A 13,573-nucleotide genomic window follows, 5' to 3' on the forward strand; every position below is an offset into this window, starting at 1 on the left:
TTTGTTTCGGCAGTGTCGTTGCAATACTTGCAATGACCATTGCGTGTAACGCTCACCGCTGTCTAACATCCGAGCGACAGCGGGTCAATGGTGACCTCATCGAACATCACGAGCGGCGAGGAGTCCCAGCGTGACCGGAACCGCGGACGCGGAGGTCGTCTGTCTCGGTGAGTCCATGGTCACCTTCCTGCCCTCGCGGCCCGGCCCGCTCGCGGACGTCCCGTCCTTCGACCGTACGATCGGCGGCGCCGAGTCCAATGTCGCCTGCGTGCTGGCGGCGGCCGGGCACCGGGTGCGCTGGGTCAGCCGGGTCGGTGCCGACGGCTTCGGCGACCATCTCGTACGGTCGGTCGCCGCGTACGGGGTCGACACCTCGGGCGTGCGCCGCGACCCGCACCGGCCTACCGGTATCTACTTCCGTACGGCGACGGACCGCGCCACCGACGCGCACGAGGTCGTCTACTACCGCGCGGGTTCCGCCGCCTCCGCGATGTCGCCGGACAACATGGCGCCCGAGGACCTCCGGTCGGGGGCACTGCTGCATCTGTCCGGTATCACCGCCGCGCTCTCGGACGACTGCCTGGCGCTGATGCGCGCGCTGACCGCGCGGGCCCCCGGGCGCCCGCTGGTCTCCTTCGACGTCAACCACCGCCCGAACCTGTGGCGCGACCCCTCCGGCGTCCGTGTGCTGCTGGACCTCGCGCGCGGCGCCGACCTGGTGTTCGTCGGCGAGGACGAGGCCGCGGCGGCCTGGGACCTGCACGGCGCGGAGGCGATCCGCGCCGCGCTGCCCGAACCGCGGACGCTGGTGGTCAAACGCGGCGCGGCGGGGGCGACGGTCTACACACGCGAGCCGGAGACGACGACGCCCCTCGGCACCACGGGCGCCCCGCCCGCCCCGGCCGCCCCGTCGGCGTACGGGCACGACTCGGCGTACGGGCACGACGCGGCGGCGTACGGGCGCGACTCGGCGTACGGGCGCGACACCGTCGTCTCCGTGCCCGCCCTCCGCGTCGATGTCGTCGCGCCCGTCGGGGCCGGGGACGCCTTCGCCGCCGGATTCCTCTCCGCGACCCTGCGCGGCCTGCCCGCCGCCGCGCGGCTGCGCCACGGGCATCTCATGGCCGCCGCCGCCCTCACCGTGCCCGGCGATCTCGGGGCGCCGCCCGCGCGGGCGGACGCCGACCGGCTCGCGGGCCTCGACGCGCGGGCGTGGGGGAGACTTCGTCTCGGCCCCGGCTGGACGGAGGCCACGGAGCAGGAGGTACGTACCCCATGAGCCAGACCGTCGACCGCGCGCTGAGCATCCTTCCGCTGCTCGCCCAGGGACCCGCCGATCTCGGACAGGTCGCGGACCGGCTCGGTGTGCACAAGTCCACCGCGCTGCGGCTGCTCCGTACGCTCCACGAGCACGGGCTCGTCCACCGCCAGCAGGACCAGCGCTACCGCCTCGGCGCCCGTCTCTTCGCGCTCGCGCAGGAGGCCGTGGAGAACCTGGACGTACGCGAGATCGCGCACCCCCATCTCACCGCGCTCAACGAGGAGATCGGGCACACCGTCCATCTCGCCGTGTACGAGGAGAACGAGGTCCTCTACATCGACAAGGTCGAGAGCCGCTACCCCGTCCGTATGTACTCACGGATCGGCAAGCCCGTCGCGATCACCGTCGCCGCCGTGGCCAAGCTCCTGCTCGCCGACCTTCCCGAGCCCGAGCGCCGCGCCGTCGCGGAGAAGCTCGACTACCCCGCCTACACGTCCCGTTCGACGCCGAACGCCGCCGCCTTCCTCAAGGAGCTGGCGACCGTGCGCGAACAGGGCTGGGCCACCGATCTCGGCGGCCACGAGGAGTCCATCAACTGCGTCGGCGCCCCGGTCCGCGGTACGGACGGCCGGGCCGTCGCCGCCATGTCGGTCTCCGCGCCGAACGTCGTGGTCACCGCCGAGGAACTCCTCACCCTGCTGCCGCTGGTACGCCGTACCGCGGACGCCATCAGCCGGGAGTACTCCGGCAGCGCCCCCATCAGCACGACCCCGCTCCACACCACCCCCGTCACGGACACGCCCGAAGGATGAGTGCCACATGACCGAGAAGACCGCCCTCACGCCCGCCACCCACACCGCCCCGCCGGCGAAGTTCTCGCACGGCGTCCGCAAGGGGAACATCCTCCAGGTCGCGGGCCAGGTCGGTTTCCTGCCCGCCGTCGAGGGGCAGGCGCCCGCGGTCGCGGGACCGACCCTGCGTGAGCAGACCCTCCAGACGTTCGCCAATGTCCGGGCGATCCTGGAGGAGGGCGGCGCGAGCTGGGACGACGTCATGATGATGCGCGTCTATCTCACCGACGTGGACCACTTCGCCGAGATGAACGCGATCTACAACGCGTACTTCGAGGAGCAGGGGCTGAAGGAGGCCCCCGCCGCGCGGACGACGGTCTATGTGGGCCTGCCCAAGGGGCTGTTGATCGAGATCGACGCGCTCGCCGTCCTCGGCTGAGCCACCGCCCCCCGCCCCCCGCCCCCCGCCCCCCGGCTCCCGAAGTCCGCGAGCCCTCGAAGCCCACCCGAGACCCGGAGCCCCAGAGCCCCAGAGATCCGGAGAGCCGGAGAGCCGGAAACCGACCCGGTACGGCGACCGCCCCCGCGGCGCCGTACCGCGATCCCCCCTGCCCCGCCCCCCATCGCCACGCCCTCGCCGTATGCCCTTGTATCCCCGGACCCCCCTGAATCCCCGGAACCCCCCGCGCTTCCCGAACCCCCAGAACCCCCCTGAACAGAGGTCCCCCCATGCTCCTGGCCGCCGACGCCCCACCCGAGACACCGCCCCACACCGGTGGTCTGCTGCTCCTGATCGACGGCACCGCCGGTCTGCTGACCGTCGCCGCCCTCGGTATCGCCCTCCTGCTCCTCCTGATCATCAAGGTCAGGCTCCAGCCCTTCGTGGCCCTCCTCGGTGTCTCCATAGCCGTCGGCCTCGCCGCCGGTCTCTCCGTCACCGAACTCTTCGGCACGGTCCAGAAGTCCGCCGCCGTCTCCATGATCGAGACGGGGATGGGCGGCATCCTCGGCCATGTCGCGATCATCATCGGTCTGGGCACCATGCTCGGCGCGATCCTCGAAGTGTCCGGTGGCGCCGAGGTGCTGAGCGCCCGGCTGCTCCGTCTCTTCGGCGAGAAGCGCGCGCCGCTCGCCATGGGCGTCACCGGTGTCGTCTTCGGTGTCCCGGTCTTCTTCGACGTCGGCATCTTCGTCCTCGCGCCGATCGTGTACGCCGCCGCCAGGCGCTCGGGCAAGTCGGTCCTGCTGTACGCGATGCCGCTGCTCGCCGGTCTGTCGATGACCCATGCCTTTCTGCCGCCGCACCCGGGTCCCGTCGCCGCGGCCGGACTCTTCGGGGTGGATCTGGGCTGGGTCATCCTGATGGGTGTCGTCGTCGGCGTCCCGGCCGTGCTCGCCGCGTGGGTCTACGCCGCGTGGATCGGCAAGCGGCTGTTCGTCGAGGTGCCGCAGGACATGGTCGAGGCCGCGGCGGAGGCCAAGGCCGCGGTCGCCGCCGAGCAGCGGGCCTCCGGGGTCACCCCGAGCGAGCGGCCCGTCGCGCTCGGGACCGTACTCGCGATCATCGGCACCCCGCTGGTCCTGATCCTGCTCGCGACCTTCTCGTCCATCGCCCTGGACCCGTCGACCGGGCGCTCGGTGATCGAGTTCTTCGGCCACCCGTTCGTGGCGCTGACGATCGCGCTGCTGCTGGCGTACTACCTGCTGGGCATCCGCCGGGGCTGGTCACGTGCCTCGCTGGAGAGGGTCTCCACCTCCTCCCTCAAGCCGGTCGGCAACATCCTGCTGGTCGTCGGCGCGGGCGGGGTCTTCGGCGCGGTCCTCAAGGGCAGCGGTATCGCGGACGCCCTCGCCGACACCTTCAACGACGTCGGTCTGCCGGTCATCCTGCTGGCCTGGCTGATCTCCGTCGTCCTGCGGGTGGCGCAGGGCTCCGCGACGGTCGCGATCGTCACCACCGCGGGCATCGTCGTCCCGCTGGTCGAGGGCCAGGGCTTCTCGCAGGCGCATCTCGCCCTGATCATCATGGCGATCTCGGCGGGCTCCATCTTCGCCTCGCACGTCAACGACGGCGGCTTCTGGATGGTCGCCAAGTACTTCGGCATCTCGGAGCGCGACACCCTGAAGTCCTGGACGGTGCTGGAGACGGTCCTGTCGGTGGCGGGCTTCGTCGTGGCGGCGCTGCTGAGCCTGGTGATCTAGAAGGGTGTCCGTCGTCCCGCTCGCTCTCCGGACCGGTGCCTGCCGGGCTCAGGACGTGACCTCGGCGCAGACGTAGTTCTCGTCGTCGTCCACCTCCCACCAGTACTCGGGGCAGTTGGGATCACTGCCGTCCGTCGGCATCCCGTAGTAGCCGGTGATCTGCATGATGTACGCGTAGCCCTTGGGCACCGTGTCGGCGCCGCAGTTCCATACGGCCTGGAGGCGGCCGGCGCCGACACGGTCGCCGTTCTTCTCGGCGATGAAGCACTGGCCCGGGGCGTATCTGCGGGAGACGCAGAGCGTGGTGGTCACCCCGTCGTCGCCCCGGTTCGCCCAGGTCTGCTGGTCGTCGCCGCCGTCGCAGTCCGAACCCGTCGAGTCCGAGACGGCCCGGTCGACATGGTTGTACGCCTCGGGCGCCGAGCAGCCGACCCGCTTCGGCACGGTGTCGCTCCAGCGTCCGAACCCGTCGTCGTGCGAGCTGAGGCACTCCCCGGTCCGTACGGCACGGAAGGCGAGGTCGACGGCGCTCGGGGCGGGCGCCGAGGGGGTGTCACTGGCGTAGGAGGAGCCGCCGTCGTAGGAACTCCCGCCGCTCGACGACGAGCCGCCGGAGGACGAGGTGCTGGTGGTGTCCGCCTCCCAGGGGCGCCAGATGAAGATCACGACGAAGGCCATGACGAGGAGGAACACACCGCCGCCGGAGGACTTCTTGGCGGGGGCCGTCGCGGGCGGCGTGGCGGCGGGCGCCGACCGGGCCGCTCCGGCGGAGGGACGCTGTCTGCCCGCCGGGCGTGATCCGGCGGGTGAGCCCTGGCCGGTGGAGCCGTGGCCGGTGGAGCCCTGCCGGGGCGAGCCCTGCCCGGGGGAGCGCTGTCCCGCGGAGCCCGGTCCGCCGGCCGATCCCGCCCGTGACCGGCCGTCGGCCCCGGCGTCCTGCCCCGCTGCCTGGTCCTGCCCTGCCTTGTCCCGTGCCGCCTGCTCCCGTTCCGCCTGTTCCCGCTCGATCCGGCCGCGTGCCGCGCGTACCTGTCTGGCCTGTATCTCGGCCAGCTCGCGGGCCGAGCGCTCCCGTTGGGCGCGGCGCTCGGCCCGTTCCCGTTCCGCGCGGTCGTGTTCGCGGGCGGCGCGCTCCCGCTCCTTCTCGGCCCGCTCCTTCTCGGCCTGCTCCTTCTCGGCTCTCTCCCGCTCCGCTGCCGCCTTCGCCGCCGCCTCCGCCCCGTCGCGGGCCTGGGTGTACTCGCGCGTCGGGGCCGGTTCCCGTACCCCGTGCGTCCGCTGGTCCGCCGTCGGATCGTCGGGACCCACGCCCGACCCCGCCCCCGCCCCCGGCCCGCCCTCCCGCAGCCTCCGCGCCTGCTGGTCGTACGCCTCGATCAGCGCCGTCCAGCGCGGCGGCAGCCACCGCTTGCCGCTGTCCGACACAGGCAGCCCGACCAGAGCGGCCTTGAACTGCGCGAGGACGTCCGCCGGCCGGGGCCGGGCGCCCGGGTCCGCCGCCAGACAGGGGCGGATGAGCTGGTCGAGTTCGCGCGGCAGTCCGCTCAGTTCCAGCTCGCCCCTGGCCACCCGGGCCAGCAGCCCGAGCGTGTCGCCGTCATGGGCGTACGGCGGCCGGCCGACCGCGAGATGGAAGAGGGTCGCGCCCAGCGAGTAGATGTCGGAGGCCGCCGTGGACGGCTCGCCCCTGGCCTGCTCGGGGGAGGTGAAGGCGATCGTGCCGAGTGTGAGGCTGGTGCGGGTGAGATCGCTGGCGTGGGAGATCCCGAAGTCGATGACGCGCGGACCGTTCAGCGGGAGCAGTACGTTCGGCGGTTTGATGTCACGGTGGACGATGCCCGCGCCGTGCAGCGCGACCAGCGCCGCCGCCACCCCCGCCCCCACCCAGCGCACCGCCGAGGCCGGTGGCTGCCCGGCCGTCCGTACCAGCTCGGCGAGCGACGGCGCGGCGATGTACTGGATGGCCATCCAGGGCCGGGCCGCGTCGGCGTCGGCGTCCAGGACCCGCGCCGTGTAGCCGCTGTCGACCCGCTGGGCCACGGCCACCTCACGGGCGAACCGGCGCCGGTCGACATCGCTGACGATCCCCTCGGCGAGCAGCGTCTTGACCGCCACCAGCCGTGGGCCGGTGCGGGCCAGATAGATCCGGCCCATTCCGCCCGAACCCAGCCTGCCGATGATCCGGTACGGGCCCAGAGCCGTCGGGTCGTCCGCACCCAGCCGCTCGATCTTCACCCCGGACATGCCAAAACTCCCCCCGCAGATCCCCCGTCGATTCCGGTGCGCGGTGGATAACACGCCTGGCGGAGACACCCCGTTCCCGCCACGGCCATGGAATCCACCGGATCCGGAATCCACCAGGAATGCTCGTCCGCCACCGCAGCCGCGTCAACATCCTGGGGAGGGAGGCGGGACCTGATGTGTCCCCCGCCGGACCCGACGCGGACCCGACGCGGTCTTGCGCGATCACCGGCCCTCCGCTTTGGTGACGTGGGTCACATGAGGGGGGTCGAGTGAGAGGCGACGTTACGCATGGCGGACAGTACGGAAAGTACGGGCGCGACGGACAGTGCGGATGCGACGGGCGTGACGGACAGCGCGGGCACGACGGGCACGACGGGTGCCGGGGCCGGAACCGGGGCGGGTACGGGAGCCGGGGCCGACGCGGTTGCCGGGGCCGGGGTCGGTGAGGCCGGTGCGGCCGTCTCCCGGCCGCGCAAGTCGAGCTGGCGGTATATCGGCCCCGGGATCGTCGTCGCGGCGACCGGGGTCGGCGCGGGCGATCTGGTCGCGACGCTCATCGCGGGCAGCGAGTTCGGCTACACCCTGCTGTGGGCGGCGGTCATCGGCTGTGTCGTGAAGATCTCCCTCGCCGAGGCGGCGGGCCGCTGGCATCTCGCCACCGGCCGTACGCTCTTCGACGGCTGGCGCAGCCTGGGCAACTGGACCACCGTCTACTTCGCGGTCTACGTCGTCGTCTGGGGCTTCGTCTACGGCGCCACGGCCATGTCCTCCAGCGCCCTGCCGATCGTGGCGCTCTTCCCCGACGGCCCCGGGCTCAAGACCTGGGCGGTCGTCACGGGGCTGGCCGGCCTGGTCTTCGTCTGGTTCAACCGGTACGCCGTCTTCGAGAAGGCCATGACGGTCCTGATCGGGATGAAGTTCCTCGTCGTCATGTATGTCGCGGTCCGCGTCGCACCGGATCTCGGGGAGGCCGTCGCCGGTCTTGTGCCGGTTCTGCCGGACGGCTCGCTCTTCTACACGCTCGGTCTGATCGGCGGCGTCGGCGGCACCATCACCATGGCCGCCTACGGGTACTGGGTGAACGCCAAGGGCTGGACCAACTCCGGCTGGATGAAGGTGATGCGGCTCGACAACCGCGTCGCCTACCTCACCACCGGCCTCTTCGTCGTCGCCATGCTGATCATCGGAGCCGAGCTGCTGCACTCCTCCCAGATCGCCCTCACCTCGGGCGACCGGGGCCTGATCGATCTCGGGACCGTACTGGAGGACCGCTTCGGCGTGGTCACGGCGAAGCTCTTCCTGGTCGGCTTCTTCGCCACGTCCTTCGGGGCGCTCATGGGCGTGTGGCACGGTGTGAGCCTGATGTTCGCCGACTTCGTCGACCGGTTCGTCCGGGACCGGAAGGGCGTGGACCGGGAGGACGCGGTGGACATGGTCGCGTCCGGCGCGCGGGAGCGTTCGTTCATGTTCCGCGCGTATCTGCTCTGGCTGACCTTCCCGCCGATCTCACTGCTCTTCCTCGACGAGCCGTTCGGTCTGGTGGTGGTCTACGGAGTGCTCGGCGCCTTCTTCATGCCGTTCCTGGCGCTCACCCTGGTCTGGCTGCTCAACTCCTCGCGTACGCCATCCGAATGGCGCAACGGTGTGCTGAGCAATGTGATGCTCGCGGCGGGCGGGCTGCTGTTCGTGGTGCTGTGTGTGCGGCAGGTGGGGGATCTCCCCTGGTAGTCACCGCGCCACGCGGCGGTCCGGGGCCGCACACACGGCAGCGCCGTCGGGGTGGGGTTCGACGGCGCTGCCGGCCCTGTGGGGGGCTTGGGGGGTGCTGGCAGTGCCACCGGGGGAGCGGCGGCACTGCCGGTACGGTGCTGTGCTGTGCGGTGCGGTGCGGTGCGGTGCGGTGCCGGTGGGACCGGCGGGACTTCCGGAACGCCCTACGGCAGGCCGTGGACGTGCGGGCCGACCGCGTTGGACCAGGCGTTGCCCGCCGTGGCGTCCCAGTTGGTGGACCAGGTCATGGCGCCACGGATGCCGGGGTAGGTCCTGGAGGGCTTGAAGGAACCGCAGTTGGTGCCCCTGGCGAGGCAGTCCAGCGCGTTCTTCACGATGGACGGGTCGACATAGCCGCTGCCCGCGCCCCGCGTGGAGGCGGGCACTCCGAGACCGACCTGTGACGGGTCGAGGCCGCCTTCGAGCTGGATGCAGGCGAGGGCGGTGAGGAAGTCCACCGAGCCCTGGGAGTAGACCTTGCCGTCGCAGCCGAGCATCGAACCGCTGTTGTAGTACTGCATGTTGACGACGGTGAGGATGTCCTTCACGTTCAGCGCCGTCTTGAAGTACTCGCCCGACGTCGACTGCATGTCGATGGTCTGCGGCGCCATCGTCAGCACCAGTCCGCTGCCGGCCTTCGCGGAGAGCTGCCGCAGGGCCTTGGTCAGATAGGTGGAGTTGATGCCGTGTTCGAGGTCGATGTCGACCCCGCTGAAGCCGTACTCCTGCATCAGCGCGTAGGTGCTGTCGGCGAAGGCGGTCGCGGAGGCGTCACTGTTGATGGTGACATTGCCCTTCTCACCGCCGACCGAGATGATCACCGACTTGCCCGCGGACTTCTTCGCGGCGATGTCCGCCTTGAAGTCGGCCACCGAGGCGTATCCGACGGCCGGGTCGAGATTGAAGGTGATCCGGCCGGGCGTGGTCGTCGCGTCGGCGAACGACACCGCGATGATGTCGTACTGCGACTGGACGTCACGGAGCTTCTGGACGGTCGCGCCGTTGTTGAAGTTCTGCCAGTAGCCGGTCAGCGCGTGCTTCGGCACCGAGGGGTTGCCGGGCGGGTTGCCGCCGCCCTGCGCGGTCCTGCCGCTGACGGTGGCGGAGCGGGCGGACTCACCGGCCGCGTTGGTCGCGGTCACCTGGAAGTCGTACGAGGTGTTCGCGGCCAGGCCGGTCACGGTCGAGGAGGTGCCGGTCGCCGACTGGACCTTCGTACCGGACCGGTAGACGTTGTATCCGGTCGCCCCTGACACCCCGCTCCAGTTGAGCGTCACGGACGACGAGGTCACGGAGCCGACGGCGAGACCGCTGGGCGCGGCGGGGATCTGCGGCCCGGGGTCGGTGCCTCCGCCGCCGTCGGGGCCGAAGACGGAGAGATCGTCGGCGTAGTAGGGGGTCTGGCCGTACCACCCGTGGGTGTAGACGGTCACCGACCGGGTGGAGGCACCGGTCCTGAAGGTGGTCGTGAGCTGCTTCCAGCCGGAGCTGTCCGGGGTCCAGGTCGACACATCGGTCGTACCGGTCCCCTCGGCGCCGAGATACACATACCCGCCCTGGACCCACGCGCTCAGCGTGTACGTCGAGTTGGGCTGCACGGCGACGGCCTGGGCGCACTTGGCGTTGTCCTGGCCCGCGGGCGTGGCCCTGAGCGCGGCGGCGCCGCCGTGCACGGGCGAGCCGACCGTGGCCCCGCTGCCCGCGGAACAGGTCCAGTTGGCGAGCCCGGACTCGTAGCCGGCGTTCTTGGCGACATTGATGTCGGCGGCCTGCGCGCTCCCGGAGAGCCCGGTCACACTCAGCGCTCCGGCCGCCAGCACGGCCACCGCCCCGCCGATCCAGGTACGTATGCGACCTCTGCCGTCTGGTGCACGTTCCACTTGCTGCCTCCGCTGGGGGTTCGGGGATGGAGGTACTGAGAGGGGGAACGGTGGCCACCGTCGGGCGTAAAGGTGGTCCAGACCAATCAACTTGTCAAGACCTCTGGCAGAAGGTCGTATACAAGGAACCACCCCCCACCACGAGGCCCACGACCGCCCACCACGGAACCGCCGCACACCGGGAACGCCGGGACCTGCGCGGATGCCGAACCCGCGGGACGGCTGTCCCGGAGGCGGCACGGCGGTCCGCCCGCAGGACGGGCGGGCATGACAGGGAAGAGCCCCGGTCGCGAACGCGGCCGGGGCCCGGGTCAGATCAGTGCTGCTGTTGTGGTGCCGCCGGGGCAGGTCTCCCTGCTCGGGTGGGGCTTCTGGTGTCCCGTGGTCGGCTGTCCCGGGGGCGAGCCGACCGTCTGTCCACATGAGGGGCAGGTGCCCTCGCACCGGCCGGGATCCAATCGTGGTGCCATATCAGTCCTCCTTGCTAGGCGGTGCTGACAGGTGACGCACCTCCAACACGCCCTAGAGCTGCCGGACGAAAGCGCGCGCCCCGTTGTGGAACGCGATCGTCAGGCCGCGGCTGTTCCCCTGACCAGGACGGGTCGACCAGCGCTCGATGTCCGCGATCTCCGGGGACTCCGCCCGTGCGATGGCCGCGGCGAGCCATCCTTCGTGATCGCCGGGCGCCGGGTCCGCCACTCCCTGAGCGGGGTCACCGTTGACGGGAACATCGGCGTGTTCGTGCTTCTCTCCCTCCGCGAGCTGGCCCATGATCTGCCACCGCGCTTCACCGTCCCCGGTCGTGATCGCCAGTCCGAAGGCGTACTTGGTGTCTCCCGTATCCGCGAGCGTCTGGACGCGGGTCACGCCGGGGCTGTTCTTGGCAAGATCGAGGGTGAAGTCCTGGAACCGGGCGGGGCGCATTTGTGATCATTCCTTCCGTGGCGGCCGGGTCAGTCTAGGCGTGACGCGACGGCCGGGGCGGGAGGTCATGAAGTTCATATGAACGGATCTCGGGGAGGCCGCGGACACCCGCCACGGGTGCGTCGCGGACCGGGGACGCCGGGGCCTGGGCAGATGCCGAGTGTGGGCGAGTACGTCTCCGGGCAGGGGGAGCCGGGCGGAGTCGCCCGCGCCCCGGCCGGAAGCGGGAGAGATCTCAGCGCGAACCGCCCGTCGCGGAGAGCTCCGTGGTGAGCGCGTCGTGCAGCAGCTCGGGATCCGTCAGGTAGCACGTCGCGGTCAGCGGCACGATCCAGCGCAGGTGCTTCTCCTCACCCGTGCAGCTCACGGGCGGCACCGCGACGAATGTGGCGATGCCCAAGGGCAGCACCACCGATGGGGGAAGGTCCCACGCGTCGGTGGTGCCCGGCGGTACGAGCCAGTAGAAGACCGCGCCCTTCCAGTCCTCGACGACCGCACCGCCGCCCTTGCCGAGGCGCTCGATCACGCGCTCGCCGATATGGGAACGCACGCGTACGGCGTCCCAGAAACGCCCGGCGGGCACCATCTCGACCGTCGTCCCGTTCGGCGGCGTCCACGACTCCACGCACCGCGCGTCACCGCGCTCCTGGGCGTGGCCCAGATGAGTGCACAGAGCGATCACGGACCGCGCCAGGTTGTACGCGTGACGCCCCGGCCCGAGTGGACCGGGCCCGGCGCCCAAGCGCCGCCGGGCCTCCCCGATGCCCGCTTCGGCGGGTCCCCTGGCGGCATCGCCGAGCTGACCGAACCGACCCTCCAACTCCGGGATCAGCAGCCCCAGATAGCCACGCATCAGGAGCGTGGCCGCCTCCAGGCCCTCCTTCGGTCCCCGGGCTCCCGAGCCGACCACGCGCCGCGCCGCGTCGCCCATGGTGGTGAGGTCGAGCGGCCGGGGTCCGGCTTCCGAGTCCGTGGGGCCGATCCTTGGTTCAGGCATGGGTACGCTCCTCGCGCGTCGGGCGCCGCCGGGGCCGTGGGGACGGCCGCCGGGGCTGTCACAGGGACGCGCGCGCCGACCGTGGACCCTGTCTGCGTGCCGCGGTTCAGGCAGCGCAGCCTCGGTTTCGGCATGCACGGACATCCTTGTCGTCGGTGGTTCTTCAGCTCTGACGACGACGGTAGGAGCACACGGCGGGGAGCGGGCGCACAGATTGTGCGCCCTTGTTCAGGCGGACAACAGCCCGAGTTTGACGGCGAGTTCGGAGGCCCGCCGCCGCCGCGCCGGGACCTTCGATTCGGTCTCCTCGATGACGATGGCCTTCGCGTAGCCGTTGTACTTGATCGTTTCCGGGGCGGCCTCATGCGCGCGAGCCAGCGTTTCGAGGGCGACGTCCGGCTGTCCGTCCAACCGGTAGCCGCGTGCCTCCTCGATCCGGTGGCGGGCGCGGCGCGGCCGGGACGGGATCGAGGTGGCCTCGGACTTCGTGGCCTGACGTACCGACTCACCGCCGGTGTGCAGCTCGACGGCCACGGTGACGGCGTGCGCGCCCATGATGGCCTGGGAGAAGCTCGTGACGGGGTGGAAGTAGTCGGCCGGGAGCTGGTTGGCCATGGCGCGGGCCCGGTCCCAGTAGCGCCACGCCGTGCCCGTCTCACGGCGGCGCGCGGCCGTGTATCCCGCCTCGAAGGTCAGGGCTCCGGCGATGGCGAGGACCTCGTCCGAGGCGTCCGGGAGGAGCGGCTGGAGATAGGCCAGCGCCTCCGCGTTCACGGCGTCGGCCGCGTCGTAGTGACCCGGGCCCGAATCGCGGTGGGCCTGTGCGGTGAGCCATGCGGCGACACCGATGGCGTGCGGGTCCTCTGACTCCTGCGCGGCGACCATGCCGCGTTCGGCGATCCGCCACAGCAGAGGGGCGTCCGGCTGGTAGGCCACGAAGAACTGGCTGAGGCTGTACACCTCGCTGAGTGCCGCCTGCGCGGCCCGGCGTTCATCGGCATGTCCGGCCTGGCGTACGGCAAGCTGGGCGTCCCGGATCAGGTCCGGCAGCAGTGCGCCGACGACCTCCCGATGGTGCGAGGAAGAGTGCCGCGCTTTCCAGGCACCCGCGAGGCGGGCCTGGATATGGACGATCGAAGGCGCCTCGCGTGCGGTCGCGAGCGGAAACGCGTCGACGGCCGCCTTGACCGCACCGAGGCGGGGGTGACCCGGACCGGCGAAGAGAGCGACAGGTACGGACAGGTCCCCGGTGAGCTCGGAGAGATCCCGGACACGAAGCACTTCCGCCAAGCGCAGGAAGGTTGCCAGCTTGGGAGTCTGAAGCCGGCCTTCTTCCATGGCACGGACCCACGAGGCGGACTTGTCGCCCACCAGACCGCCGAGTTGTGCGCGGGTCATGCCGCGGCGGGTGCGGAGGATCTTGAGTCTCTGCCCGAACGCGATCGGGTCGGCGTATGGATCCGGGGTAGCTTCAGATGGCACGGCCTTGCCCCTCTCTGAGCGG

The 13,573-nt window shown here is 71.2% G+C and carries 10 protein-coding genes; 5 read left to right on the forward strand and 5 right to left on the reverse strand.

All coding sequences use genetic code 11. The features are described 5' to 3' along the window. The first annotated feature begins 130 nt into the window (after positions 1 to 130). From ACWGDX_RS10315 to ACWGDX_RS10330, 4 genes are all read left to right on the forward strand, one after another. Positions 131 to 1,279, forward strand: a complete 1,149-nt coding sequence (locus ACWGDX_RS10315; RefSeq protein ID WP_453624115.1) for a sugar kinase — start codon at positions 131 to 133, stop codon at positions 1,277 to 1,279. Beyond that, positions 1,276 to 2,073, forward strand: a complete 798-nt coding sequence (locus tag ACWGDX_RS10320) for an IclR family transcriptional regulator (RefSeq protein ID WP_453624117.1) — start codon at positions 1,276 to 1,278, stop codon at positions 2,071 to 2,073. Before ACWGDX_RS10315 ends, ACWGDX_RS10320 begins: the two co-directional genes overlap by 4 nt. A gap of 7 nt (positions 2,074 to 2,080) precedes the next feature. Beyond that, positions 2,081 to 2,491 carry a RidA family protein gene (locus ACWGDX_RS10325; RefSeq protein ID WP_453624119.1) on the forward strand — a complete coding sequence of 137 codons (411 nt, stop codon included), beginning with the start codon at positions 2,081 to 2,083 and terminating at the stop codon, positions 2,489 to 2,491. Positions 2,492 to 2,781: 290 nt separating this feature from the next. Next, a complete protein-coding gene (locus ACWGDX_RS10330) occupies positions 2,782 to 4,254 on the forward strand; it encodes a GntP family permease (protein WP_363079979.1) in 1,473 nt (490 codons plus the stop codon). A gap of 48 nt (positions 4,255 to 4,302) precedes the next feature. Here the strand turns inward: ACWGDX_RS10330 and ACWGDX_RS10335 are convergent, their stop codons facing one another. Further along, the gene (locus tag ACWGDX_RS10335) at positions 4,303 to 6,498 is read right to left on the reverse strand and encodes a serine/threonine-protein kinase (RefSeq protein WP_453624121.1); all 2,196 of its coding nucleotides are present in this window, start codon (positions 6,496 to 6,498) and stop codon (positions 4,303 to 4,305) included. 288 nt (positions 6,499 to 6,786) lie between these two features. On the opposite strand from ACWGDX_RS10335, the gene ACWGDX_RS10340 reads away from it, so the two are divergent. Next, positions 6,787 to 8,226 (forward strand): Nramp family divalent metal transporter, encoded by a 1,440-nt coding sequence (locus tag ACWGDX_RS10340; RefSeq protein ID WP_453624123.1) that lies wholly within the window; start codon positions 6,787 to 6,789, stop codon positions 8,224 to 8,226. 206 nt (positions 8,227 to 8,432) lie between these two features. Here ACWGDX_RS10340 and ACWGDX_RS10345 read toward each other — a convergent pair whose 3' ends face one another. The 4 genes from ACWGDX_RS10345 to ACWGDX_RS10360 form a co-directional block, all read right to left on the reverse strand. Beyond that, on the reverse strand, positions 8,433 to 10,148 hold the full coding sequence (locus tag ACWGDX_RS10345; protein WP_453624125.1) for a chitinase: 1,716 nt from the start codon (positions 10,146 to 10,148) through the stop codon (positions 8,433 to 8,435). A 522-nt stretch (positions 10,149 to 10,670) separates the two neighbouring features. Continuing rightward, complete coding sequence (locus ACWGDX_RS10350; protein WP_453624127.1) at positions 10,671 to 11,072, reverse strand: hypothetical protein; 402 nt, start codon at positions 11,070 to 11,072, stop codon at positions 10,671 to 10,673. Between the two features lie 235 nt (positions 11,073 to 11,307). After that, positions 11,308 to 12,069 (reverse strand): DUF6415 family natural product biosynthesis protein, encoded by a 762-nt coding sequence (locus ACWGDX_RS10355; RefSeq protein WP_453624129.1) that lies wholly within the window; start codon positions 12,067 to 12,069, stop codon positions 11,308 to 11,310. Between the two features lie 228 nt (positions 12,070 to 12,297). Further along, positions 12,298 to 13,551 (reverse strand): helix-turn-helix domain-containing protein, encoded by a 1,254-nt coding sequence (locus tag ACWGDX_RS10360; protein ID WP_453624131.1) that lies wholly within the window; start codon positions 13,549 to 13,551, stop codon positions 12,298 to 12,300. Positions 13,552 to 13,573 lie beyond the last annotated feature (22 nt).

The sequence above is a fragment of the Streptomyces sp. NPDC055025 genome (assembly GCF_053608565.1).